At 41.9% G+C, this 25,255-nt stretch carries 16 protein-coding genes; 10 read left to right on the top strand and 6 right to left on the bottom strand.

Annotation, left to right across the window (positions count from 1 at the left end; translation table 11 throughout):
* Window positions 1-11: 11 nt before the first annotated feature.
* Window positions 12-2,000 (bottom strand): urocanate hydratase, encoded by a 1,989-nt coding sequence (locus tag VIM94_RS01120; protein WP_332037482.1) that lies wholly within the window; start codon window positions 1,998-2,000, stop codon window positions 12-14.
* An 8-nt stretch (window positions 2,001-2,008) separates the two neighbouring features.
* Window positions 2,009-2,176 carry a DUF5522 domain-containing protein gene (locus tag VIM94_RS01115; RefSeq protein WP_332037452.1) on the bottom strand — a complete coding sequence of 56 codons (168 nt, stop codon included), beginning with the start codon at window positions 2,174-2,176 and terminating at the stop codon, window positions 2,009-2,011.
* A 32-nt stretch (window positions 2,177-2,208) separates the two neighbouring features.
* On the opposite strand from VIM94_RS01115, the gene VIM94_RS01110 reads away from it, so the two are divergent.
* From VIM94_RS01110 to porV, 6 genes are all read left to right on the top strand, one after another.
* The gene (locus VIM94_RS01110; RefSeq protein ID WP_332037451.1) at window positions 2,209-2,535 is read left to right on the top strand and encodes a hypothetical protein; all 327 of its coding nucleotides are present in this window, start codon (window positions 2,209-2,211) and stop codon (window positions 2,533-2,535) included.
* Between the two features lie 33 nt (window positions 2,536-2,568).
* Window positions 2,569-3,507 carry a 1-aminocyclopropane-1-carboxylate deaminase/D-cysteine desulfhydrase gene (locus tag VIM94_RS01105; protein ID WP_332037450.1) on the top strand — a complete coding sequence of 313 codons (939 nt, stop codon included), beginning with the start codon at window positions 2,569-2,571 and terminating at the stop codon, window positions 3,505-3,507.
* A gap of 1 nt (window position 3,508) precedes the next feature.
* The gene (locus VIM94_RS01100) at window positions 3,509-4,339 is read left to right on the top strand and encodes a glucosaminidase domain-containing protein (protein ID WP_332037449.1); all 831 of its coding nucleotides are present in this window, start codon (window positions 3,509-3,511) and stop codon (window positions 4,337-4,339) included.
* Window positions 4,340-4,343: 4 nt separating this feature from the next.
* Window positions 4,344-5,633, top strand: coding sequence for a glutamate-1-semialdehyde 2,1-aminomutase (gene hemL / locus VIM94_RS01095; RefSeq protein ID WP_332037448.1), 1,290 nt, complete (start codon window positions 4,344-4,346; stop codon window positions 5,631-5,633).
* A 495-nt stretch (window positions 5,634-6,128) separates the two neighbouring features.
* On the top strand, window positions 6,129-9,761 hold the full coding sequence (locus tag VIM94_RS01090; protein ID WP_332037447.1) for a LamG-like jellyroll fold domain-containing protein: 3,633 nt from the start codon (window positions 6,129-6,131) through the stop codon (window positions 9,759-9,761).
* Between the two features lie 11 nt (window positions 9,762-9,772).
* Entirely contained in the window at window positions 9,773-10,945 is a 1,173-nt protein-coding gene (porV, locus tag VIM94_RS01085; protein ID WP_332037446.1) for a type IX secretion system outer membrane channel protein PorV, read from the top strand.
* A 50-nt stretch (window positions 10,946-10,995) separates the two neighbouring features.
* Here the strand turns inward: porV and VIM94_RS01080 are convergent, their stop codons facing one another.
* Complete coding sequence (locus VIM94_RS01080; protein WP_332037445.1) at window positions 10,996-12,510, bottom strand: GH3 auxin-responsive promoter family protein; 1,515 nt, start codon at window positions 12,508-12,510, stop codon at window positions 10,996-10,998.
* Window positions 12,511-12,623: 113 nt separating this feature from the next.
* Here VIM94_RS01080 and VIM94_RS01075 point away from each other — a divergent pair, with 113 nt between their 5' ends.
* Window positions 12,624-13,418 (top strand): DUF2797 domain-containing protein, encoded by a 795-nt coding sequence (locus tag VIM94_RS01075; protein WP_332037444.1) that lies wholly within the window; start codon window positions 12,624-12,626, stop codon window positions 13,416-13,418.
* A gap of 67 nt (window positions 13,419-13,485) precedes the next feature.
* Here the strand turns inward: VIM94_RS01075 and VIM94_RS01070 are convergent, their stop codons facing one another.
* Both VIM94_RS01070 and VIM94_RS01065 read right to left on the bottom strand, forming a co-directional pair.
* On the bottom strand, window positions 13,486-16,170 hold the full coding sequence (locus VIM94_RS01070) for an AsmA-like C-terminal region-containing protein (protein WP_332037443.1): 2,685 nt from the start codon (window positions 16,168-16,170) through the stop codon (window positions 13,486-13,488).
* 21 nt (window positions 16,171-16,191) lie between these two features.
* A complete protein-coding gene (locus VIM94_RS01065) occupies window positions 16,192-16,896 on the bottom strand; it encodes a queuosine precursor transporter (protein ID WP_332037442.1) in 705 nt (234 codons plus the stop codon).
* Between the two features lie 107 nt (window positions 16,897-17,003).
* Between VIM94_RS01065 and folK the strand changes: the two genes are divergently transcribed.
* Window positions 17,004-18,137, top strand: a complete 1,134-nt coding sequence (gene folK / locus VIM94_RS01060) for a 2-amino-4-hydroxy-6-hydroxymethyldihydropteridine diphosphokinase (protein ID WP_332037441.1) — start codon at window positions 17,004-17,006, stop codon at window positions 18,135-18,137.
* A gap of 8 nt (window positions 18,138-18,145) precedes the next feature.
* Here folK and VIM94_RS01055 read toward each other — a convergent pair whose 3' ends face one another.
* A complete protein-coding gene (locus VIM94_RS01055; RefSeq protein WP_332037440.1) occupies window positions 18,146-18,688 on the bottom strand; it encodes an RNA methyltransferase in 543 nt (180 codons plus the stop codon).
* A 290-nt stretch (window positions 18,689-18,978) separates the two neighbouring features.
* Between VIM94_RS01055 and VIM94_RS01050 the strand changes: the two genes are divergently transcribed.
* Both VIM94_RS01050 and mutS read left to right on the top strand, forming a co-directional pair.
* A complete protein-coding gene (locus VIM94_RS01050) occupies window positions 18,979-22,131 on the top strand; it encodes a S41 family peptidase (protein WP_332037439.1) in 3,153 nt (1,050 codons plus the stop codon).
* Window positions 22,132-22,549: 418 nt separating this feature from the next.
* Window positions 22,550-25,147, top strand: a complete 2,598-nt coding sequence (gene mutS, locus VIM94_RS01045; RefSeq protein WP_332037438.1) for a DNA mismatch repair protein MutS — start codon at window positions 22,550-22,552, stop codon at window positions 25,145-25,147.
* Window positions 25,148-25,255: the final 108 nt, after the last annotated feature.

The following is a 25,255-nucleotide window of genomic DNA, read 5'->3' as shown; positions in this document are numbered from 1 at the left end:
AGTTTTTAAATTTAGTCTAATAATCGGGAGTCTACCATATTTGGAATGCTTAGTTGTAAACGGGGCTCCATTTCCATAGCGCGTTTTGCAGTAAAAACCGCACCTTCATTTCTGGCCCAGCTTCGTCTTGCAATTCCGTTATTGACATCCCAGAAAAGCATAGATTTTAGGCGCTCTTCCGACTCCTTATTTCCCTCAAGAATCATACCAAACCCTCCGTTAATAACCTCGCCCCAGCCAACACCACCTCCATTGTGGATGCTTACCCAGGTGGCTCCTCTAAAGCTATCTCCAATAACATTTTGTATAGCCATATCAGCTGTAAATTGGGAGCCATCATAGATATTGGAGGTTTCGCGGTACGGCGAATCGGTACCGGAAACATCGTGATGATCTCGTCCTAATATTACCGGCCCGATCTCTCCCCGGGCTATGGCATCGTTAAAGGCTTTGGCAATTTTTATTCTTCCTTCAGCATCGGCATAAAGAATCCTGGCCTGTGATCCAACAACCAGTTTATTTTCTCTTGCACCTTTAATCCATTTAATATTGTCGGCCATCTGCTGTTGGATCTCCTGGGGAGAATTTTCTTTGAGTTCTTCCAGCACCTTTGCGGCCAGGGCATCGGTTTTTTCCAGATCTTTGTCATTGCCGCTGGCGCATACCCAACGAAATGGACCAAATCCATAGTCAAAACACATAGGCCCCATGATATCCTGCACATAGCTGGGATATTTAAAATCTCTGCTGTTATCAACAAAGATATCGGCACCTGCGCGGCCTGCTTCCAATAAAAAGGCGTTTCCGTAGTCAAAAAAGTAAGTGCCTTTCGCAGTGTGGGCATTGATCGATTTCACCTGCCTGCGCAAACTCTCCTGAACTTTATTTTTGAATTCCTCTGGTTCTTCCGCCATCATTTTATTGGCTTCATCAAGGCTTAAGCCCGCCGGATAGTAACCTCCAGCCCATGGGTTGTGTAGGGATGTTTGATCGCTGCCTAAATCAATTTGAATGTTTTCCATGTCGAAATGTTCCCATACCTCCACGATATTTCCCTGGTAGGCGATAGAAACAACCTCTTTGTTTTCTTTGGCTTGCCTTACTCTTTTACTTAAATCCTGAAGATCACTAATCACTTCATCTACCCAGCCCTGACTATAACGGGTTTGGGTAGCTTTGGGATTTACTTCGGCACAAACTGTAATGCAACCGGCTATATTACCAGCCTTGGGTTGCGCGCCACTCATGCCTCCAAGTCCGGAGGTGACGAATAATTTTCCTTCCAGGCCTTCTCCTGATTTAGCAATCTTCCTGCCTGCATTCAATACCGTAATGGTGGTACCATGCACAATTCCCTGCGGCCCTATATACATATAGCTTCCAGCAGTCATTTGTCCATATTGGGTCACACCTAATGCATTATATTTCTCCCAGTCATCAGGTTTGGAATAATTAGGGATCATCATTCCATTAGTAACTACCACCCTTGGTGCTTTTTTATGCGAAGGAAATAATCCCATAGGATGCCCGCTGTACATTACCAAAGTTTGTTCATCATCCATTTGAGCCAGGTACTGCATAGTAAGGAGGTATTGAGCCCAATTCTGAAAAACAGCCCCGTTCCCGCCATAAGTGATAAGTTCGTCGGGATGCTGTGCTACCTTTGGGTCAAGATTGTTTTGGATCATAAGCATAATTCCCCGGGCCTGAGTAGTTTTCCCGGGATATTCTTCAATAGAACGGGCGTGAATTTCATATTCAGGTTTAAACCTGTACATGTAAATTCGACCGTATTTTTCTAATTCTTCCTTGAATTCGGCTAAAAGCTCCTCGTGATGCCTGGGTTTAAAATACCGAAGGGCATTTTTTAAGGCAAGTTTTTTTTCTTCTTCAGTAAGTATCTCCTTTCGCTTTGGTGCGTGGTTTACTGTATTATTATAGGCTTTTTTTGCCGGTAAGATTTCAGGTATTCCCTGTAGTATTTGTTCTTTGAAACTCAGCTTTGTCATTATTGTGTGTTGGTTTTTTTATTGTATCCATAAGGGCAGTGCCGACAACCGCTTTCACAACAATAACCACGTTTAAGGTGATATTGTTGGGTAAAGCAACGGTAACCTTCGGGGGTAAGATAGTAATCCCCTTCTTCCAAAGGAATTCTTTTCTTTAAAAAACTCATACCACAAAAATACAATTTCTTATCTTGATTGCGTGATTTTGATCGTCAACAAATATCTGCTCGGGAAGCAGTTCAAAGGAGTAAGCATCTGGCCTTTTGTAATTCTCAGAACCAGGGAGCTGAAGGATGATCAATACTTTATAAATCACGAAAAGATCCACCTAAGGCAACAAATCGAACTTTTTGTGCTTCCTTTTTATATCTGGTATTTAACAGAATATCTCTTTAGGCTTGTTCAATACAGGGATACTTTTCTGGCCTATAAAAATATAAGTTTTGAGCGGGAAGCCTATACCCAGGAGATGAAAGAGGACTATCTTTCTGAACGTAAGTTCTGGGCATTTTTACAGTTTTTATAGTTTACCTGATTCAGATTTTGAGATATTTGCAGAATGCCGGAAAGCCTAAATTTTGATGTCAATATTTACTCTGAAAATCAGTTTATTGCTGAATTTCCTGAAGGGGTGAGCCTGTTGCTGAAACGGGAAGACCTGCTTCACCCGGAAGTTTCCGGGAATAAATTCAGAAAGATAAAATATAACCTGAAAGAGGCGCTTAATCAGGATAAAGATACTATTCTCACTTTTGGGGGAGCATTTTCTAATCATATTACTGCCACAGCGGCGGCTGGAAAAATTGCCGGGATAAAAACTATTGGTGTTATTCGCGGTGAAGAACTGGGTGAAGACCTCTCAAAAACCCTGGAGGGAAATCCCAGCCTTGAATTCGCTCACTCCTGTGGGATGCAGCTGCATTTCGTGAGTAGGCAAGTATACCGTGAGAAAACCAATGATATTTTTCAGCAGGAATTAAAGAAGAAATTTGGTGACTTTTACCTGCTTCCGGAAGGGGGAACAAATGAACTTGCCGTGAAAGGTTGTAAGGAAATTCTTGGCCCCGGAGACGAAGAATTTAACTATATATGCTGCGCGGTAGGTACGGGAGGAACCATTGCCGGAATTATTAATGCTTCGGGAGATAACCAGCAAATTTTAGGATACCCGGCTTTAAAAGGCGATTTCCTGGCGGAGGAAATAAAGAAGTACAGCGATAAAAACAACTGGGAGTTAATACTAAACTATCATTTTGGTGGTTATGCTAAAGTGAATTCGCAATTGGTAAATTTTATTAATAAATTCAAAAAAAAATACCAAATTCAACTTGACCCCATATATACGGGAAAATTAGTTTTTGGTATTTTTGACCAAATAAAAAGAGGAAAATTCCCTGCCGGGTCTAAGATTCTTGCTATTCATACAGGCGGACTCCAGGGAATTGATGGTGTTAATAATATCTTAAGGAAAAAGAATCTGCCCTTAATCAACAAATGAGATGAGGATAAAATCTATATTTTTATTGCTTTTTGTTTCGGTTTTTGCTGTTTCCTGCGGAAGCAAGAAAAAAGTAATCACCCAAAAGAAAAACGATTCGGGACCGCGGGTGGAGCTGCCGGCCCCTCAGGACAACACTAACCGGCATGCTGATAATCAAAAGATTGAAACTTTGGAACCCTCACCCAGACGTTATAGCGTAGAAGATTATATCAAAGATTTTTCGGGCATCGCCCAGGAAGAAATGCGCTTGTATAATATTCCTGCCAGTATCACCCTGGCCCAGGGGATCCTGGAATCTGGTGCAGGGCAGGGAGATCTCTCCCGTCGTGCCAATAACCACTTCGGAATAAAATGTCACGACTGGGATGGCCCCAGGGTTTATCATGATGATGATGCCCGCGGGGAATGTTTTAGAAAATATAAAGATGCAAAGTACTCCTATCGGGATCACTCTTTGTTTCTTACCGAAAGAGCGCGGTATGCTTCTCTTTTTGATTTGAGTACAGATGATTATAAGGCCTGGGCCCGTGGTCTCAGAAAGGCCGGATATGCAACCGATAGAAAATATCCTGAAAAACTAATCGGCATTATTGAGCGTTACGAACTATACCGATACGACGCCGATGTTTTAAAAAGGCCTTCTCCCAGTTATACGCATAACCCGGAACCTTCTGAACTAACCTACCGTGTCGAAAAAGGAGATACCCTGTATGGGATCGCAAAACGCTACAATATTTCGGTAGAAGATTTGCAACGTTACAACGACCTTAAAGATGAGACCCTGGCCGTAGGCCAGATCTTGTATATTATTTCACCTTCAGAATTTTAAATATATGATTTATAAAAGAAGCAGCGAGCTCTTTGCCGCCGCCCAAAAAGTAATCCCCGGCGGGGTAAACTCCCCAGTACGTGCTTTTAAAGCCGTTGGGGGTGACCCGATTTTCGTTAAAAAAGCCGAGGGGGCTTATCTCTTTGATGAAGATGGGAATAAACTTATTGATTATATCAATTCCTGGGGACCGCTTATCCTTGGGCATGCCCATAAACCGGTGGTAGATGCCGTGGTTGAAAAAGCGCAAAGCGGTACCTCTTTTGGTACTCCTACAGAAATTGAGACCAAAATTGCAGAACTGGCTGTGAAAATGGTCCCTAATATAGATAAGATACGCTTTGTTAATTCGGGCACCGAGGCTACAATGAGCGCAGTGCGCCTGGCCCGTGGATTTACAGGAAAGGAAAAGATCATCAAATTTGCCGGGTGTTATCACGGCCACAGCGATTCCTTCCTGATTCAGGCGGGTAGTGGTGCTGTGACCTTCGGAACGCCAAATAGTCCCGGGGTGACTCAAGGCACAGCAAAAGATACCTTGTTAGCCAGGTATAACGATTTGGAAAATGTTAAGGAGGTGATCGAAGCTAATGATGGGGAGATCGCTTGTCTTATTATTGAGCCTGTTCCCGGGAATATGGGATGCATCCCACCAAAAGAAGGCTTCCTGGAAGGCTTAAGGCAATTATGTGATGCCAACGATATCCTGCTGATCTTCGATGAGGTGATGAGCGGTTTCAGACTTGCGCCCGGGGGAGTGCAGGAAAGACTTGGGGTTAAAGCCGATATCCTTTGCTTTGGAAAGGTGATAGGAGGCGGACTTCCGGTAGGGGCCTTTGCCGCCCGAAACGAAATTATGGATTACCTGGCCCCAATAGGCCCTGTTTACCAGGCCGGAACCTTAAGCGGAAATCCACTTGCTATGGCTGCAGGTTTAGCTATGCTGACTGAACTGGACAGCAAAAGAGAGATTTTTGAAAGTATAGATAAAAAGACTGCCTATCTCCACGAAGGTATCGAAAAAGTGCTGACTCAAAACAATATTGATTTTACCATAAATAGAGTGGGTTCTATGATCTCGGTTCATTTTGGGAAAGAACCTGTAATCGATTTTGATTCTGCAGCGAGATCCGCAAAGCTTGGTGTTTTCAATAAATTTTTCCACGGAATGCTGAAAAATGGGATTTACATTGCACCCAGTGCCTTCGAAACCTGGTTTATTAGCGAAGCTTTGTCTTATGAAGATCTTGATAGAACTATTGAGGCGGTAGCAAAAGTCACTAAGGAATTTTAGAAAAGCCAAGTAAATAAAAAAAAGCCCCGGAAATTTCCGGGGCTTTTTTATGGGCCAAAGAGAAGCCCGTTAAAGTTGAGCCAGGAATTACTTTTTATAAACACAAGTAATTGGGGCATAGTTCAGAAATAAACTTTCATTTTGACGATTAAAATTGTTTTTCGTCGAATTTAAGAGGTGTTGAATTATTTTAGAAATCATCCATCATCCCTTATAGCTATTCTGTTACAATACATTTTTGTGCAAAAAAGGGGTATTTTCCCCTATTGGAAAACAGTTAAGGAAACATTAAAAAAATATATATTTGCTCTCATTTTAAGATAAATACTAAAAACTGTTTAATCAAACTTTCTTAATGCCCCCTTTAAATTCCTATCAGGCATACCAGTCTGGAATTATCCAATTTTCAAATCACGGGATTACTCAAATGTATTGTCAGTCGCTGTTTAAGAGTGTAGCATATCGGGTATTCTAATTTTAACCAAACCTTTCTAAATGAAACAAAATTACTCCTTTAAATTTTTATTGTTAATCTTTATTAGTGTAGCTTTTGGTGAAGCGCTGGGACAGTCACCCATTTTTACTCCCGGCATGAATATTTCTACTACTGGTAGTGTAAATTCGCCTTACGGAGAAGACGTTAGTAAAATAATTGATGCTAATAACTATACAAAGTTTCTGGATTTTAACTATTCAGATGGCATGGGTTTTACTGTTTTTATGGGAGGAGCTGCTTACGTAGCAACCAGTATAGAGATTACAACCGCCAATGATTCGCCCAATCGAGATCCCCGTAATTTTCAAATTTTGGGATCTAATGATGGGAGTGCCTTTACAAGCGTTGCTTCAGGAAGTATTCCTTGTATCTCTTCAAGATTTGCAAAGAGGTCATTTTCTTTTTCCAATACAAATGGCTATAAATATTATAGAATAATATTTACTACTCAATGTGGCTCAGATAATAGCTTGCAAATTGCTGAAACTCAATTGTTGGGTGCAAAAGTTAATCAAGCGCCTGTTGCGGTATGTAAAGCATTTACTGCTCAGTTAGATGCTTCTGGCAGTGTAACAATTTCTCCAACTAATGTAGATGGCGGATCCAGTGATGCGGAAGGTAGTGTAAGCCTTAGTTTGGATAAAACTGCTTTTACCTGTGAAGATCTTGGAGCAAATACGGTAAACCTTACCGTGACCGATAGCGATGGTGCAACTGATACCTGTACCACAACGGTAACCGTAGAAGATAATATAGCTCCTATCGTTAATACCCGGGATGTAAGCCTGGTATTAGATGAGAATGGCAAGGCTTCAATTAGCGGTGATTATTCTGTGGGACCTGTTGCTGGTAAACTTGAGCCTCAAAATAGCGTTAGTACAACTACTACTGTAGATTGTGATTGCCCCGAAGGTTATGTGGCCGTTGGTTACGAAGGTTCTTCAGGTTGGATCTTAGATGATTTCAGATTGTTGTGTAAAGAAGTATTGGCAGATGGTAGCCTGGGAACGGAGGTAATTGAAACCTGTTTCAGTGGCTCTCAAACCAGTTTAGGAAACACTAAAATTTTAAATGGGAATGAAATTCTGGTTGGATTCCAGGTTATAGATGGAGATTATCAATACCAGCAATCGTCAAGAACTCATGTGAGTATTCAGGGATATGCTAAGTCTTTAAATGAAGTAGCAAGAAGAAGCCTTAATGATGTTGAAAATACTGTTTTAGGGGCAATAAGTGGTTCCGGAACAGCAACATCAAACTTAAATACTACTACTAAATTTGCTCCAGCTGGTCAGGCCATTGTTGGGATGTCTGTAAATCAAACTTCCGGATATTCATCATCGGTAAGTTTTAAGTACGCCCCAATAAATGCTTTGTTAAGCATAAATAATGCATCATCTGATAATTGTGAAATCGCCTCTATCTCTGCAGATGTTTACGATTTTACCTGCGAAGATATTGGTGCAAACACCGTAACGCTAACAGTGACCGATATTAATGGTAATGAATCTTCTTCTACTGCTATAGTAACCGTAGAAGATAATACTGCTCCCACGGCAATTGCTAAAGACATAACGCTTCAATTAGATGAAAATGGAATGGCTTCTATCACTCCGGGAATGATCGATTTTGGGAGTAGTGATAATTGTACCGATCCTAATGCGCTTAGCTTTAGTTTAGATGAAACTGAATTTAATTGTGAAAATATTGAATCGAACACTCCTTCGGCTATTGATTTTGCCACCGAGAATAACTCCTATTTCTCAACAGATACAACAGCTAATATTCCTATAGGTGCTGAGGAAAGAACCATCAGTTTATGGGTTAATCCTGACGTTTCTGAATTTTGTTGGGGATGTTTAATTCAGCAAGGTGATGGTGATTGTACCAGTAAAATGTTCGGACTGGGAATGAGTGAAAATAATAAACTGGTTTTCTGGGGTGGATGTGATGATTATATTTCTAATTTATCCATTCCAAATGATACCTGGACTTACATTGCAGTTACCTTTAAAAATGGATTAATTACCCTATACGCAAACGGAGAGTCTGAAACATTTTCTAAGCCCAATATAAATACCACAAGCAGCAAATTATTTGTAGGTAGGGAAACAATAAATAACGGTGCTGGTTTCAGAGATAATTTTGACGGGCAAATAGATGAGGTAAGAATTTATGATAGAGCACTAAATACGTTAGAGGTTGAAGAAGACAAAGCAAGTCAAGCCCCCTTAAATGGAGTGGTTAGTAACTATACTTTTGATAATATAAATGGTACAGAAATCAACGATGAAGAAGGAAATAACGATGGAAATCTTTTTGGCTCTAATGGAGAAATTTTTGTTGAAGGCATAACAAAGCAAACCCAGGTGACACTTACAGTGACCGATCAAAGCGGGAATTCTTCTTCAGCAACTGCGATAGTAACCGTAGAAGATAATATTGCTGCTGAAGTCCTGACGCAAAACATCACGGTTCAACTAGATGAAATGGGAATGGCTTCTATTACTCCGGAGATGATCGATAACGGATCGAATGATGCTTGCGGAATTGCAAGTCTTAGTTTGGATATTATGGATTTCACCTGTGAAGATATAGGTGAGAATGCAGTGAAATTAACCGCTATTGATGTTAACGGCAATGAATCTTCCACAACTGCTGTGGTGATAATACAAGATGTTACAGCCCCAATGCCGGTTATGGATGTATTAGATGTGGTAGATGCTGAATGTATAATTGAAGAGACAGATTTGGTTAAACCACTTGCTATAGATAATTGCGATACCGAAATTGTTGCGGTAGCAGATGTGGACTTTCCAATAACATCGCAGGGCACTACCATAGTAACCTGGAAATATGAAGATGCGGCTGGAAATATAGCATATCAGCAACAGGAAGTTATTATTGAAGATACTATGGCGCCGATTCCAGATGTGGCTCAACTAGAAACCATTAACGTAGACTGTAATGTTTCAAATATTACCGCTCCAACTGCTACAGATAACTGCCAGGGAAGTATAACCGCTACAACCGATGATCCAATAATCTATAGCGATCAGGGAACATACACAATAAACTGGGTGTTTGAAGATGAAAGCGGAAATACCGCTACCCAGGAGCAACAGGTCATTGTAAATGATCTTACTGCACCTCTTGTATATACCAATGATATCACGGTTGTTCTAGATCCTGAAGAAAATGTAAGTATTTCTGCGGAAGATATAAATGATGGTAGTTACGACGAATGCAGTGAAGTGAGTCTAAGTTTAGATCAGGATACCTTTACCGAGCCAGGTGTCTATGAAGTTATTTTGACAGTTACAGATGCTAATAGTAATTCCGCTCAAGCTATGGCTCAGGTAGAAGTGATTACTAATCATCCTGAAACTTTAGAAGCACACGTTGTGCCTACTATTTTAAAACAAAGTACTTCAGCAAAGGTCATTGTTCCTTTTAGAACTAAAATTGTTGAAATTCAAATTTTAGAAAGTGAAACCAGCAAGTATAAAATTATAAAAGGCAATCAAAGCAATGAACAAGAGATTGAAGTAGCTCCTTTCAAAGGAACTCTACTGGTAAGAATTATCGATCAGGAAGGTAATGTATACTTGAAAAAATTAATAGCGCTTTAAATTAAAACATAATGATAACAAAGAATATATTCATAAGTCTAATTTTAGTTTTTGTAGGTTTTACAGTAAGTAGCCAGGAATTAGTGCGACCGGTAATAACCGGTGCGCCTTTCCTGCAGGTTACACCAGATGCCAGGTCTGGAGCGATGGGAGAAACCGGAGTATCAACATTACCCGATGCTTTTTCTCAATTTCATAATCCTGCCAAATTTCTTTTTCAGGCAGAAGAAAGTGCAGGAGTAGGCTTATCTTATATTCCACGATTTGTGGGATATGCTAATGACATTTTTCACGCAAATGTAGCTTATTATCAAAGTCTCAATGAGAGATCGGCTATAAGTGGATCACTCACTTATTTTAGTTTTGGTAATGTTGAAGTTGAAGAGCAAATGGGGAATGAAATTATAAATCAGGGAAGCTTTGTTCCCAACGAACTGGCATTTGATCTTTCTTATGGATTAAAATTGAATGAAAACTTTGGATTGGCGGTTACTGGAAGGTATATTAGATCTGATATTACCGATAATCAAAATCAAACCGGAGTACAGTTGCGAACAGGAAATGCCATTAGCGCAGATGTTTCTGGTTATTATATTTCAGAACCCTTATATAAAAGAGTCAATAAGTGGACCTTAGGTTTCAACTTAAAAAACCTTGGTTCTAAACTGAAGTATGCAGACAATGAAGATTATGATTATCCGTTACCAACTTCTCTTGAGCTTGGGGGAGGTTATCATATAGCTAGTGGGCAGAATGATGTTATCTCTTTCTATCTTGAAGCCCTAAAATTTCTTGTTCCAGCAACTGATGATCAAAAAAATATTCCTGAGAAAAGTGTAGTAGGAGGCTGGTTTAATTCTTTTGGAGATGCTCCCGATGGATTTTCAGAAGAAATGAAGGAAGTGATTTTATCTCTGGGATCCGAATTTAATTTTAACGATAATTTTAAACTTCGGGCTGGTTATATTACACAACATAGAGATAAAGGTTATCTCAACCACATTACCCTTGGTGCCGGTGCAGTTTATGATAGGTTCATATTTGATTTTGCATATCAATCCCCAATTGCCAATAATGTAAGTTTTAGGCAGGATAAAGGGTGGAAACTTTCGCTAAGTATAGATTTAGGAAGTAGGGAGGAACGCAGTACTCCCGTTAATATAGAAGAATTGACTTCTTTATAGAAAATTATTTCTTTATTTAACCAATCAAACCGTCTAAAATGGCGGTTTTTTTAATTATTCATTTCAAGTAACTCTTCAAGATATGACCTGGAATTCGAAAGTCTGGGGATTTTATGCTGGCCGCCAAGTTTTCCATTTTTCTTCAGCCAGTCGTAAAAAAGTTTTTCACGGGCCTGGTGGATTCTGGGCATATTCAGGGTCATATTGTTGTAGCGTTTGGCCTCGTAATCGCTGTTTACGCTTTGCAGGGCCAAATCCAGTTCGGTCTTAAATTGCTCAAAATCCCGGGGTTTATTCTTGAATTCAATGATCCATTCGTGAGCACCTTTCTCCCTGCCTTCCATAAAGACAGGGGCTACGGTATAATCCACAATCTCGCAATTGGTAACCAGAGAAACTTTCTTCAGTGCTTCTTCAGCATTTTCAATGATGAGTTCTTCGCCAAAAACATTAATGTGGTGCTTGGTTCTGCCCGAAACTTTTATCCGGTAGGGGTTGGTGGAAGTAAATCGTACGGTGTCTCCAATCTTGTAACGCCAGAGTCCGGCATTTGTGGTGATTATCACGGCGTAGTTTTTCCCCGTTTCTACTTCTGAAAGAGGAATAATTTTTTCGTGTGGACTTCCATAGGTGTCCATAGTGATGAACTCATAGAAAATACCGTAATCCAACATTAAGAGTAGCTCTTTGGAATCATTCTGATCCTGGCAGGCGAAAAAGCCTTCCGAAGCATTATAGATCTCATAAAACCTGAAATCTTCCCTGGGCAGGATCTTGTTGTATTGCGGTCCGTAAGGTTCAAAACTAACACCACCGTGGAAATAAACCTCCAGGGTGGGCCAAACCTCAAAAAGATTTTCTTTTCCGGTAGCCTCCAGGACATTATTGAGTAAAACCAGCATCCAGCTGGGCACTCCTGCAAGGCTGGTAACCTTTTCCCCTTTGGTTTCGTTTACTATAGCGGGCATCTTTATCTCCCAGTCGTGCAATAGAGATACATCATTACTGGGAGTACTACTGTATTCTGCCCAAAACGGCATATTATCAATTAGTATAGCCGAAAGATCGCCATAAGAAGTGCCGTTGGTACGGTAAATTTGCTTGCTGCCTCCCAGCCGTAAACTCTTTCCTGTGAATAGCTGTGATTGCGGATTGTTGTTGAGGTAGATGCAAAGCAGGTCTTTTCCTGCATTGTAATGACAAAGTTCCAGGGAGTCTTCACTTACCGGAATGAATTTGCTTTTTGCATTGGTGGTGCCGCTGGACTTGGCAAACCATTTTATGGGTGTAGGCCAGAAGATATTGTTTTCTCCCTGCCGGTTACGTTCAATGCAATCCTGATAATCCTCATATTGCTGAATGGGTACCCGGCTGGCAAAATCAGAGTAAGTTTTAATACTGCTGAAATCATATTTTTTTCCAAATTCGGTATTTTTTGCCTTGTAAATCAGGTTTTTAAGGAGTTCTTCCTGAACCTCATTGGGATACTTTATAAATAACTCCATTTGATGGATACGCTTCTTTAAAAACCAGGAAGCAACAGAGTTTACTAAGGGGATTGGCATTATTCTTTATATCTTTATACGCTGAACAAAGCATCAGCGGGAGTTGGCCGGTTAAAATTAGTCTAAACTGAGAAGCCTGCAAATCAACTTCGGTTAAAAATACAGAAAATTATATGAGATACGAAGGTGTGCTTACAAAAATGAGAACCGAAATTACCGATAAGGTTCAGTATTATCTCATTTTTGAAGACGATTTCATCAATATGAATCAACTTTTGGGAAAGACCTTAAGTATTAATTTTATCAGGTTTCAGTGCCTGAATTGCGGCTTGCAGAAAAAGATCTTCCGCCAGGGGTATTGCTACGATTGTTTTACGTCTATTCCGCAAGCAGGGGATTGGGTGATAAGTCCGGAGCTGAGCAAGGCCCATCTCGATGAAGAAGATCGCGATCTGGAATTTGAAAAGCGGGCGCAATTGCAACCCCACGTGGTATACCTCGCTAACTCAAGCGACGTAAAAGTAGGAGTAACCCGCAGGTCTCAAATCCCCACAAGATGGATAGACCAGGGTGCCCACGAAGCAATTGAAATAGTAGAAGTTCCCAACCGCTACCTGGCCGGAATCACCGAAGTCGCTTTAAAAAGCCATGTTTCCGATAAGACTAACTGGCGCAAGATGCTCACTAATGATGTGCTTGACCTTAACCTGGCAGAGATTCGTGAAAATCTAAAACAATATATCCCGGAAGAAGCCCGGGAATACTACCTTGCTAACAATAAGGAGACAGAGATAGAATTTCCGGTGCTGGAATTTCCCAGGAAGGTAAAAACCCTTAACCTGGGGAAGACTCCATTTTATGAAGGCCTGCTTAAAGGCATCAAGGGACAGTACCTGCTTTTTGAGGATGGGACCGCTTTTAATGTACGAAGCCATGAAGGATTTGTGGTGGAGCTACAGGTGAAATAAGTATAAAAAAACCGAGAAGATAAGGCCGGCAAATCGCCGGCCTTATTAGTTCAATAATTACTCACTGCTATTGATTAGTGGTGTCTTTTTTGGTTTCTTTTTTCTTTAGGATTCCACCGAGAATATTTTTCGCAGCTTCTTTCATCTGCTGTTCCTGGGTGATCGTGGTATCTCTGGTTCTCGGGGTTTGAGTGGGAACGGCGGTGGTGTCCCCCGTAGCAGTGGTGTCGGTTTGCTTTTGCTGTCCGGTCCTTCCGCTTATGACATCCCTTATCGCCTGTTCTCCTCTTTTTCTTAGATTATCCTTTTGTTTTTCTACAATACGCTGGGTCAACTCACTAACGGCCTGCTCCATATTAATATTGATCTGTGGTTTCTGAAAGGTGCCCTTTAAACCTATCGGAAGTGCTACCACCATCTCCCTGATTTCCTCTCCGCTTAAACTGCTAAGGCTCTGGCTTATTTGATTGCCAAGCATCGCGGCAGGAATATCCAGGTTTAGATTGTAATTCATGCTCATATCGAAACCATGACTTCCATCAACCCGAACATTTATTCCTTTAACATCAAAATCGAAAGGCTGTATTTCTACCATTCCATCTTTAAAAGTGAGGTAGGTTTTTAACTTACTTAAGTCAATATTATCCAGGTCTATGAATTCCAATTGCTGGTCCAGTCTTGAAAGCAAGGGTAATTTCGCAGGATCCACATCGGCGGTGAGGATCTCTGCCAGCGCATTTCCGGCAATAGTTTGTAACTGCGGGGTGAGATCGTCGTATAGGTTTCCTTTTAGTTTTAAATTGGTCTGTAACTTGCCTTCCAGGGCCTGGGCCACAGGAGCCAGAGCCTGCAACATATCAAGGCTGGCAAAGGATTCAGCAATATTCAATGCATTTAAATCCAGGTCCATCTCGAAAGTAGGCGTAGCCTCCCTGGTCGAAACATTTCCGTTCAGACCAATGCTTCCGTCAAAGATTTCCGTGGAAATATTCTGTAGGGTGGCGGTCTCATTTCTTAAAATGATATTTCCCTTAGCGTTTTTCAATTCCAGGTCGTCATAAATGAGCGTGCGTATGTTAAAAGCGAGTTCCGTATCCAAAAAGGAAGGGATCTTTACCGCTTCCCGGCCTGTCTGGATCTTCTGCGTCTTTTTTGCTGAGGTTTCGGGATCTTCGGTTTGCACCTCTTCGGTCTCTGCAACCACAAAATCATTGATTGCAAAGGTGTTGGAATTCACCCTGAAATTACCTTTCAGGTTTTGCTCGGTAAAGAGAAAACCCATCAAATTTTGAATCTCGCCCGAAGCAGTTAGATCGGTGCGCCCGGTGGTGAGCTTCAATTCAGGAACATTTACATTTCCCTGATTAAAGTTCATATTGGCGTTGGCGATCTTTACCTCGTTGGGGATTTCAGGAGATTTATAACTAAAATTCCTGATACTGGCCGTACCCTGACTATTTACGTTTTGATACTGCTCTTTTTCAATGGAATTCATATCGAATTGAGTGGTCAGGTCGGCGGTGAGGACTCCGTTAAGGTCCTGTTCCAGTTCGAGCGGATAAGCCTGCTCCAGACTGGCAAGATTTATTGTTCCTTTCAGCGCCATGTCTACCAGCATATTTCCCATCAGGTTTTTTATGCTCACGTTAGTGCTGAACCTGTCCTGGTCTATTCTGAAGGTCACATCATCAAAGGTGAGGAAGGTATCATCAACAAGACCGGTTTCATTTAATACTTTCAGGTCAATATTGATATCTTCTACGCTTTTCGGAAGATCGGGATATTTAAACCTGGCGTTACTGGATTGGGCTCTGATGTCTATTTTTGGAATATAAGTCTCATCTACGATCCCGTATATCCTTCCGTTTACCACGAAATCTCCAGAAGTTTCTACGTCTTCAATATTCTTCGCATAGGTTTCCGGGATCACCGCGAGGAAATTTTTAAAGTCGGAAGAAGGAGTCCGGAAACTAATGTCCATCTCGTTACTGCCTTCGTTAACCTGTAGCCAACCTTCGAAACTTAGCGGAAGCTGATTCACGGTGGCTTCATTTTCCAGGAAGGTATAACGCAGATTTTCCAGGTCCATCTGTATCACTGCATCCAGGGCAATTTTATTTCGGTTTAAATAATTTACCCCGTCATAATCCAGGGAAACCAAAGCTTCAGATTTAGTGTCCAGCTCGCTTTCAGCAAGAGAAAAATCCCCGGTCCCCTCATGATTAAGATCTTCTATGTCCAGCAGCAGTTTCTGCCCTTCATCCCGGTATCTGATCCTGCTGTCATTGATTTCGTAATGCTGCAGATCAAAACTGAAACCCGCAGTGGAATCTGCGGTTTTGGTAGTATCTTTAATAGCGATATCGTAGTTGTTATTACCCAGGGAATCTACCAGGATATTGATATAACCTTTATTAAGTTTAAGCTGGTCGAGGCGTTTAGCCTCCTTACTGCCTTTGAATAATTCATTTATGGACATTTCCAGTAGCAATTCTTCCCCCAGGGCAAGCGTGTCGCCCTGAAAAGGTTCGTTATTGATCATGCTGATGTCTTTGATCACTACCGTGGCTTGTGGAAAACTCCGCAATAAGCTGAGGTTAATGTCGGAGAATTCAACTTGCGCATCTACATTCTGATTAATGGTCTTTTTCACATAATCCTTGATCTGTGCCTCGAATACAAAAGGCGCCGCGATAAGGATCACCAGGAGCACTAAAATGACTATCCCGATTATTTTGAATACTTTTTTCATATAAATAGCTATTTATCAAAACTAAAATTCTAATTCTTTAAATTCTTCTCCCCACTTCATCCCAAATCGCTTTCTCAGTAAAAACACCGAGGCGTAGAGCAAGGGGGTGTCCAGTAAGGCTACAATTACCTTAAAAAGGAAGCCGCTAAGCAGCAGGGCGCCAAAGAGTTTCCATTCGATTTTTCCAAAGCTGCAAAGCAAAAACAGGACCGAAAACGTATCTACAAACTGAGACAGGAAGGTCGAAAAGTTATTCCGAAGCCATAAATGCCTGCCTTTGGTTAACCGCTTCCAGAAATGGAAAATGCTAATGTCTATATACTGTGCCAGCAAATAGGCGATCATCGAAGCCAGCACCGCAATTGCTGTGGCACCAAAGACCTTGCTGAAAAGAGCATCGTCAATAGGCGACCATGCGGTTGCGGGTACGGCATCGGCAACAAAGATTATCAGTAATGAAAAGAACGAAGCAAAAATGCCTGTGGTTACTAGCCTATTTGCCCTTGCTTTCCCGTAAACCTCACTTATGATATCGGTGATGAGGAAGGTAAGGGGATAGGGCAGAATTCCTACAGAGATCTCAAAAGTGTACAACCCGAAAAAATCCCAGGAAAAAAATTTCTGAAAGATCAGGTTGGAAACTACCAGGGATGCGATAAACAATCCCCCTAAAATTAAATAAATACGCTGTGCTGCAAGCTTATCTTTCGGGTAAAGTTCTGCCAAATTTTTTTGTTAAGTCTTCTAACAAATTTACGGGTATGTGGTTTTGTTTTGCTTAATTTGCTGTGAAATTTATAGCTAAACCCTTATTAAATTTTTCTTAATTCAGTTTGGAACCCCCTAAGTTAGTATATATAGCGCTGGGAAGCAATCTTGGCGACCGTTTTGGTCTGCTTCAACAGGCGGTAAACAGCATTTATGAAGAGATTGGCGATATACACCAAATCTCCAAAGTTTACCGGACTCCCGCCTGGGGTTTTGAAGGAGATGACTTTCTTAATGCCTGTATCGCTGTCTCCACTCGTTTTTCAGCAAAAAAAGTGCTGAAAAAGTTGCTGGAAATCGAGACCGAATCGGGGCGTTTGCGAAGTGATTCCAAAAACTTCCAAAGTCGCAGCTTAGACCTCGATATTCTTTTAATGGAAGAGCTGATCATCAATTCTGAAGATCTTATCCTTCCGCATCCCCATATGCATAAGCGGCGTTTCGTTTTACAGCCTTTGTCTGATATCGCGGGAAAGGAAATACATCCTGTGCTCAATGTTTCCATCGAAAAGATGTTGAATCAGCTAAATGATACAGATGAAATCACTCCCATAGATGAGCAGCTTCAAATTCCGAACAGAAAATTTGGATTTACAGGCTGTAATTATATTGCTGTTGAAGGGAATATCGGAGCAGGGAAAACCAGTTTTTCCACGATGATCTCACAGGATTTCAACGCCAAGCTCATCCTGGAACGATTTAAAGACAATCCTTTTCTACCAAAATTCTATGAGAATAAGGAGCGTTATGCTTTTCCTCTGGAGATGTCCTTCCTGGCCGATCGCTACCAGCAATTAGCCGATGACCTGGCGCAATACGATCTTTTTAAGGATTTTGTGATCTCAGATTATGATGTTTTTAAATCCCTGATCTTTGCCAAGATCACGCTGCATGAAGATGAATATTCGCTTTATCATAAGCTGTTTCACCTCATGTATAAAGAGCTGGTGAAACCCGATCTTTACATCTATCTATATCAGAATACCGATCGCCTGCTGGAAAATATCAAGACACGAGGCAGGGATTATGAGCAAAATATCCAGCCCGACTACCTGATGGAGATCAATAAATCTTATCTCAGTTTCATAAAATCACAAACCAAACTAAGGGTGCAGATCATCGATATTTCTTCAAAAGATTTTGTGAATAAGCGCAAAGATTATCTCGATTTGCTAAGTGAAATTGAAGTGAAAAATTAGCAGAGGCTTTATTGTGCTGCTTTGAGTTTAGAAAACAGATCCCAAAGCACCACGCCGGTACTAACGGCTATATTTAAGGAATGCTTGCTGCCCAACTGAGGAATTTCGATGATCCCATCGCTTGCCGAAACCACTTTCTGCTGGACTCCTTTCACTTCATTTCCGAAGATCACTGCCAGTTTTTTTTCTTTTTCCGGTTTAAAATGATCCAGCATAATGGCGCCTTCTGCCTGTTCTATAGAAAAAACCTGTACCCCTTCCTGCTGAAGTCGGGTTACAACTTCGAGAATATCTTCAGCATATTCCCAGCTCACGGTATCGGTAGCGCCCAGGGCGGTTTTCTGAATATCTTTATGTGGAGGTTGGGCCGTAATTCCGCAGAGATAAATCTTTTCGATCAAAAAAGCGTCTGAGGTTCTGAAAACCGAGCCAATATTGTTTAAACTCCTGATGTTGTCCAGGATCACGATAATGGGAGTTTTGCTGGCTTCTTTGAATTCCGCTACCGTTTTACGGTCCAGTTCACTATTCTTTAATTTCCGGTTTTGCATAGCGGCAAAATTAATAAGAATGGGAGGGATTATACAACTTAAGTGTAAAAAGATAAGTGTAGGTTAGGGATAACCTTAAAACATTGACCAGCAGCTAGAAAAACCTTGATGTATCCCTGATCAAGGGACCTGGGATTTCAGAATTTTAGTTTTATATTAGAAGTATAAAATATATTCTTTCTATGAAGACTTACTCTTTTTCCCTTCTGTCCATTTTGTTCTTTCTGTCATTTAGTCTCACAGCCCAAAATATCAATAAGGAAGATACGCGGCTGCTCGCAAAGCCGGCTATGAGTGATACTCAAATCGCTTTTATCTATGCTGAAGATCTCTGGGTTGCAAATAAAGATGGTTCTTTTCCCAAACGTCTTACGGTAGATGACGGGGTCGAATCCAATCCTGTTTTTTCGCCAGATGGTAACTCAATAGCTTTTAATGCAGAGTATGATGGAAATACAGATGTCTATGTAGTTCCATCTGCAGGAGGTATTCCCGAACGTCTAACCTGGCACCCCGGTAAAGATTTGGTGCGTGACTTTTCCCCAGATGGTGATGCCGTTCTTTTCGCCTCACAGCGCAGCGTTTTCACCAATAGGTATACTAAACTATTTGAAGTCTCTGTGAGTGGCGGACAGGTTAATGAACTGGAGATTCCAAATGCTTTTTGGGCAGATTATTCCGAAGATGGTAGGTACATCGCTTACACACCACTTTATGAAGTTTTCAATCAGTGGAAATACTATCGTGGGGGTACGGCTTCCCGCATTTGGATTTACGACACTAATGATCATGCCGTAATTGAAATCCCAAAGCCTGAAAGCGGAAGCAACGACACTAGGCCTCAATGGCTGGGAGATAAAATCTACTTTAGAAGTGATAGAAATGGGGAATTTAATTTGTATAGTTACGATACGAATTCCAAAGAGCTTATCCAACATACAAATTATGAAGACTTCCCGGTGTTGGATCTTTCCGCAGGAGATAATGAGATTATCTTCGAACAGGCCGGCTATCTGCACATTTTCAATCCGGCAAATAACAGTACTACGAAACTTCAAATTGGGATCGCGACAGATCTTCTTGAATTGCGACCCCGCTTTGTAAAAGGTGATGAGTATATACGCAGTGCTTCAATCTCTCCCACCGGTGCCAGAGTGGCGATGGACTTTAGGGGAGAGGTGGTTACTGTACCTGGCGAGAAGGGAGATGTTGTGAATATAACATCCACTCCTGGAGCACATGAAAAATATCCTGTTTGGTCTCCAAATGGGAAATTCATCGCCTATTTTAGTGATGAAAGCGGAGAATATGCCCTTCACGTCCACGATCAAAGTGAACAAAAAGAGCCAAAGAAATTCAAACTTGAGGGTACCGGTTTTTATGCCTATCCGCGATGGTCACCAGACAGTAAAAAAATTAGTTTCGTAGACAATGGCCGTAACCTTTATGTGCTCAATACAGACTCCGGCCGGGTAACAAAAGTGTCTGAAGACGAACGCTACATGCCCGGGGTTTTTAGGAATCTATTTGGCAGCTGGTCTCACGATTCAAATTGGATAAGTTATACGGTAGTAACGGGCACAAGCTTTGAACAGGCGTATGTGTATTCTCTTTCTGAAAACAAATCCTATCCTATTTCAGATGGCTTTTCCAGTGTTTCCAGCCCGGTGTTTGATCCTAGCGGGAAATACCTGTACATGCTTGCTTCTACAGATGCTGGCCCTGTTGTGAACTGGTTTGATCAATCTAACCAGGATATGGAAATGACCAGTTCTATTTACCTGGTTACTTTACAGAAAGAAGTTGAATCTCCCTTTGCAAGAGAGAATGATGTTGAGAAGATAGAGCAGGCAGAGAAGGAAGAGGAGAAAAAGAAGAAAGCTGAAGAAGACAAAGAGATCAAAGCCCCTGACCTTAAAATTGATTTTGATGGGATAGAAAACCGGATTGTGGATGTTCCGGTGCCTGCAGGTAATTATGCTTATCTCAATTCACCAAAGGAAGGAAATCTATATTATTTATCCTATCCTCCTCACGAGCAAAACAAGGGCACTCTAAATATGTATAATCTTAAGGAAAGGGAAAATAAGGAGATTATGCCGGCAACTTCCTATGAGATTTCAGCAAATGCTAAGATGATACTTTATAAGGCAGAAGATAAATGGGGAATAGCTGAAATTGATAAAATCGAGGAAAAAAACCTTCTTAAAACCGGGGATATCCAGGTGAAAATAGATCCCGTAGCAGAATGGCCCAACATTTTTAATGAGGCCTGGAGGGTTAACAGAGATTATTTTTATGATCCGGGAATGCACGGGGTAGACTGGGATGCCATGAAGGAGAAATATAAACCCTTTATTGGCGATGTTACTTCCCGCAGCGATCTTTACCGGGTTATGGAGTGGATGTTCAGCGAACTTGGAGTAGGGCATCATCGATTTTCCAGCAGGGGCGATAAGCTTCATTCCAAAGAATCTATTAAGGGTGGCCTTCTTGGAGCAGATTACAGTATTGAAAATGACAGGTACAGGTTTGAAAAGATCTATGGCGGACTTAACTGGAATCCTAATCTGAGGTCTCCTCTTACCGAGCCGGGAGTTGATGTAGAAGAAGGCGATTATATTCTAGAGGTAAACGGAAAAGAATTAAAGGCTGGTGATAATATCTATAAATTCTTTGAAAACACCGCCGGAAAAATTGTAATGCTTACTGTGGGGCCCAATCCCAACATGCGAAACTCCAGGAAAGTGAAGGTAACTCCGGTGGAAAATGAAGGGGCTTTGAGGAATCGTGACTGGGTAGAAGGGAATATTAAAAAAGTACATGAAGCCACTAACGGCAGGGTAGCTTATGTATATGTGCCAAATACCGCTACTGCGGGACATGAATATTTTAAACGCTATTTCTTTCCACAGGCGAATAAGCAGGCTATCATTGTAGATGAGCGTTTTAATGGCGGTGGGCAGCTGGCAGATTATGTTATAGATATGCTCAAAAAACCGGAGCAGGCGCACTGGAGGTTCCGCTATGGAAAGGATCTTAAATCACCAAGTGCTTCTATTCAAGGTCCCAAGGTGATGATCACAGATGAAACTGCCGGTTCCGGCGGGGATTATCTGCCGTGGATGTTCAGGAAATTTAATCTGGGCACTATTGTGGGGAAAACTACCTGGGGCGGTCTTGTGGGAGTGCTGGGATACCCGGAATTTATAGACGGCGGTTCTGTTACCGCACCCAACGTTGCATTTTATACTGAAGAAGGTTTTCGTGTGGAGAACGAAGGGGTGACTCCGGATGTTGAGGTAGAACAGTGGCCGGAAGAAGTGATCGAGGGGAAGGATCCACAACTGGAAAAAGCCATAGAGATCGTTCTGAAACAACTGGATGAAAATCCGCCGGCAGAAGTGCCATCTCCGGAATACCCTCAAAAAGGGAATAATTAGTAAACTTGACTTAACCCTGTTTGTTTCTTAGAATCGGTACACCGTCATATGAATGGGTGAGACGGAAGGAAACTGCCTTCTTGTGCAGGAAGTGGACGAGATAGGTACAGAAGACAGGAGTTTGTTTTATTATGAAGATAGTATTTCAGGTTTTGATTATGAACCGGGATGAGATAAAAAAAGCTTATGAAGCCGGGAAAGATGCATACTGTGAAAAGCCTGGTGATTAAACGCATCTGTCAAAATTACTATCCTAATATCTGCTTTTTGAGACTGATGTGAGCAACGTACTACCTGTGGATAAAATTTCTACAAGAATTTTCTATTCTTTTAAAGTCGCAGCGAGAATGTTTATTTTAGCAGCTACTTAAAACCCAAAGTTGTGTCAGCAAAAAAATCTCCGAAAGTAACCCCTTTAATGAAGCAGTACAACGCTATTAAAGCGAAGTACCCTGATGCTCTGCTGCTTTTTAGGGTGGGCGATTTTTATGAGACCTTTGGCGAAGACGCGGTCAAAACAGCACGCATTCTCAATATTGTATGCACCAATCGTAATAACGGCAGCGAGCGTACCGAGCTGGCAGGATTCCCGCATCACTCCCTGAACACTTACCTTCCGAAACTGGTGAAGGCCGGGGAGCGGGTAGCGATCTGTGACCAGCTGGAAGATCCTAAGATGACCAAGACCATTGTAAAACGGGGTGTAACCGAACTGGTAACACCCGGAGTAGCGATGAGCGATGAGGTGTTGCAAAGCAAATCCAATAATTTTCTCTGTGCGGTTCACTTCGGAAAAAAGATTCTCGGGGTTTCCTTCCTCGATGTTTCCACCGGGGAATTCCTCACCGCCCGGGGAAATACCGAATATATTGACAAATTGCTTCAGAATTTCAGCCCCAGTGAGGTCCTGATTCAGAAGAAATATAAGAAGGATTTTGCTGCTTCCTTCGGGGAAGATTTTCATTGTTTCTATCTCGATGACTGGGTTTTTAAATCAGATTTCGCCTATGAAACCCTGAATGAACACTTCCAAACCAAATCCCTGAAAGGTTTCGGGGTGGATCATCTGGAAGAAGGGGTGATCGCTTCAGGGGCAGTTTTACATTATCTGGCTGAAACCCGCCACGATAAACTTCAGCATATAAATGCGGTTAACCGTATTGCGGAAGAGGAATATGTCTGGATGGACCGTTTTACTATAAGAAATCTTGAGCTTTATCATTCAACCGCCGCCAATGCGGTGACCTTGCTGGATGTGATCGATAAGACCATTTCGCCAATGGGAGGCAGGCTTCTGAAACGATGGCTGGCCCTTCCGCTGAAGAATTCAGAAAAGATAAGGCAAAGGCACCAGGTGGTGGAGTTTCTGCTGGAAAATCCGAAAATTCTGCAAGAAATTCAGCAGCATATAAAACAAATTAGTGACCTGGAAAGGCTTATCTCTAAAGTCGCTACCACAAAAGTGAGCCCGCGGGAAGTGAATCAACTCAAACATTCGCTGGATGCAGTGGTGCCAATAAAAGCCCTGGCCCTCGAATCGGAAAATGAAGCGATAAAGATCATAGGGGATCAACTGAACGATTGTAAATTGCTTAGAGAGAAGATAGGGCAGAGCCTCAATGAGGAGGCGCCCGTAAATATCCTGAAGGGGAACTGCATTAAAGAAGGCTTTTCCGAAGAACTTGATGAGCTGCGCAAAATCGCTTTTTCCGGCAAAGATTACCTGGATAATATGCTGCAGCGGGAGACCCGGGCCACGGGAATTTCCTCCCTGAAGATTGGGAATAACAATGTTTACGGCTACTATATCGAAGTGCGTAATACCCATAAAGATAAGGTTCCGGAGGAATGGATAAGAAAACAGACCCTGGTAAATGCCGAGCGTTATATCACCGAGGAACTCAAGGAATATGAAGCTAAAATATTAGGGGCCGAAGAAAAGATATTGCATCTGGAACAACAGCTTTTTGCCCAATTGGTACAATGGATGGGCGATTATATTCAGCCCGTGCAACAAAACGCACAGCTAATCGCCCGGTTGGACTGCCTGGCCTCTTTTGCGCTACAGGCCAGGACCGAAAATTACTGTATGCCTGAAATTATGGAAGGCTATGAGTTGGAGATTAGTGAGGGCAGGCATCCCGTTATCGAAAAGCAGCTCCCTATTGGCGAGAATTATGTGACCAACAACCTGCATTTGGATAGAGAAAACCAGCAGGTGATCATGATCACCGGGCCCAATATGAGTGGTAAGTCGGCGATTTTAAGACAAACCGCCCTGATTGTGCTTATGGCCCAAATGGGTAGTTTTGTCCCGGCAAAGTCGGCGGAGATCGGCCTGGTAGACAAGATCTTCACCCGGGTGGGTGCCAGCGATAATATTTCGATGGGGGAGTCGACCTTTATGGTAGAGATGAATGAAACCGCCAGTATTTTGAATAATATCTCAGACCGAAGCCTGGTGCTTCTCGACGAAATCGGGAGAGGGACCAGTACATATGACGGGATTTCCATAGCCTGGGCTATCAGTGAGTACCTGCACGAACATCCTGCCAGGCCAAAGACGCTTTTCGCGACGCATTACCACGAGCTGAACGAAATGTGTGACACTTTTGAGCGTATTAAAAACTTTAATGTTTCGGTGAAGGAACTAAAGGACAATGTGCTTTTTCTTCGGAAACTGGTGCCCGGAGGCAGTGAACACAGTTTTGGGATACACGTGGCCAGGATGGCCGGGATGCCTCAGCAGGTATTACACCGCGCCAACAAGATCCTGGAAAAGCTCGAGAAATCCCATTCTATGGAAGACTCGGGAGAGATCCTGAAGAAATCGGCTGAAGACGAGTTGCAACTGAGTTTCTTTAATCTTGACGATCCTTTACTGGAAGAACTTAAAGATGAATTGCTTGAGATAGATATTGATAGGCTTACTCCTGTGGAGGCTCTGATGAAGCTCAACGAGATCAAGCGCATGTTGGCGGGAAAGGTTAAAAAGGCTAAAAAGGCCAGAACTTAAGCCACGATGCATTGAAGTTTAAGCGCTTAGATTCTTTAAGTGACAAACTCCGTTCTTTTTTAATGAAAAGACTTTGACATTATAAGATTTATATTAAATTTGCAACCG

Origin of the sequence: Salegentibacter sp. (assembly GCF_036568425.1) — a bacterium.
In the GTDB taxonomy this organism is placed as follows: domain Bacteria; phylum Bacteroidota; class Bacteroidia; order Flavobacteriales; family Flavobacteriaceae; genus Salegentibacter.
Note: the sequence above shows the minus strand (reverse complement) of the source record. Positions and strands in the feature narration are given on the sequence as shown.